The sequence below is a fragment of the Globicatella sanguinis NBRC 15551 genome, assembly GCF_001552295.1.
In the GTDB taxonomy this organism is placed as follows: domain Bacteria; phylum Bacillota; class Bacilli; order Lactobacillales; family Aerococcaceae; genus Globicatella; species Globicatella sanguinis.
The window spans coordinates 1-1,957 of record NZ_BCQX01000189.1 but is presented as its reverse complement, the minus strand read 5'-3'; the positions used below and the strand labels follow the sequence as shown (position 1 = coordinate 1,957).

The 1,957-nt window shown below is 35.6% G+C and carries 1 protein-coding gene; it reads left to right on the top strand.

The features are described from left to right. The first annotated feature begins 248 nt into the window (after window positions 1-248). Entirely contained in the window at window positions 249-1,889 is a 1,641-nt protein-coding gene (locus GSA01S_RS09990; protein WP_066127190.1) for a peptide ABC transporter substrate-binding protein, read from the top strand. Window positions 1,890-1,957: the final 68 nt, after the last annotated feature.

Genomic DNA, 1,957 nt, shown 5'->3' with positions numbered 1-1,957 from the left:
CTACTTCTGGTCCACTCCCAACTGTCCGGGGGTGAACAGACGAAGCGACAACAATTTGGTCTGCTCCCGAGTTTGAAAAAAATCACTGATATTTATTCCTTTAAAATGTTTGATTTAACTACATTTTGACGAATAATCACATTAAAAAACTTGAGCATAAAACTTGAGTTACAAACGTAAACGTGTTACGATGGTCTCATCAAGATTAGAATGTTAATCTTAAATTAATAATAGATAGGAGATTTTAAATGTTTAAAAAGTTTGCAAAATCTTTTCTTTCAGCTGCAGCTGCTTTAACATTAGCCACTGGTAGTTTGCCAGTTACTTTAGCAGAGGAGGCACAAATTGATCTTTCAGTTGAACAAACATTAAGTATTATGACAATTGGAGAGTTAGCAACTTTGGACTCAGCTTTATATAATGATACGCCAAGTTCAGATATGATTGGCCAAATTTTCGAAGGTTTATATCGTGTTTCTACTGGTACTGAAGTCGAATTGGGTCAAGCTGAGAATGTTGAAGTTTCAGAAGATGGTTTAACCTATACTTTTACTTTGCGTGATGGCTTAGTTTGGAGTAATGGTGAACCCGTTACAGCAGAAGATTATGTGTTTACTTATCAACGTTTAGTGGATCCAAATGGACAAAATACGACTTCATCTGTTGAAATTTTCAAAAATGCGGCCAGCATCCGTAATGGTGAAATGGAACTAGATGAATTAGGTGTTAAAGCACTTGACGATAAAACATTAGAAATTACATTAGAATATCCAGCACCTTATTTACCAAAATTATTAACAGGTAGTCGTTTTATGCCGGTTTCTAAAAAAATTGTTGAAGAAAAAGGCGATGCTTACGGTACTTCTGCTGAAAATATCGTAACAAATGGACCCTTTACTTTAACAGGTTGGACAGGTACTGAATTAGAGTGGACTTTAAATAAAAATGAAAATTATTGGGATGCTGAAAATGTTCATTTAACAGATGTATTAGTATCGGTTGTTAAAGAAACAGGTACTGGTGCAGACTTATATGACGCGGGTGAAATTGATTATGCTATTTTATCAGATGCCTTTGTTGGTCAATATGAAGGGGCAGAAGATTTTAATACCGTTCCTCGTGCAACATTAGGTTATATTATGTTTAACGATACCAAAGAACCTACCAATAATGCTGCTTTAAGACGTGCAGTTTCTCAAGCATTTGATAAAGAATTATATGCTGAGTCAGTGATTCAAGATGGTTCTACACCAGCGAATGGATTTGTTCCAACTGGTTTTGATGTGGATGAAGAAGGGGTTGACTACCGTGAAGCGGCAGGCGATATCCTAACTTATAATGTTGAACAAGCTCAAAAAGATTGGGAACAAGCGAAAGAAGAATTAGGTGTCGAAGAGTTATCATTAGAGTTATTAGTATCTGATGTTGATTTATCAGGTCGTACAGCTGAATACTTACAAGCTCAAATCCAAGAAAACTTACCAGGATTGACGATTACTATTCGTTCCGTTCCTTTACAAAACCGTTTAGAAATTCAAAGAAGTTTAGACTATGATTTCTATTATGGTACATGGGCGCCTGATTACCAAGATGCTTTAAACTTTGTTGAACAATTAACGACTGATGGTGGGATTAACTTTGCTAAATATTCTAACGAAGAAGTAGATAAATTAGTCGATCAAACACGTCATGAGTTAGCGAATGATCCTGTGGCACGTCGTGAAGCTTTAATGCAAGCAGAAAAAATCTTTGTAGAAGAAGATGCTATCACTTCAGCATTATATCAAGTTTCTACGTCTTACTTATTAAGTCCAGATGTTAAAAACTTTGAAATTATGCCATTTGGACGTACGATTAATTTACGTACCACTTATCGCGCAGCTGAATAATTTTTAAGAGGCTGGGCATCACCTTTTAAAATTCTGTTCAGGCATATCTATTTAATTCAAACCGCAGT

What these genes read in the sequence shown, in the direction of transcription:
- GSA01S_RS09990 (WP_066127190.1), top strand. Translation starts at nt 249, where the DNA reads ATGTTTAAAAAGTTTGCAAAATCTTTTCTTTCAGCTGCAGCTGCTTTA.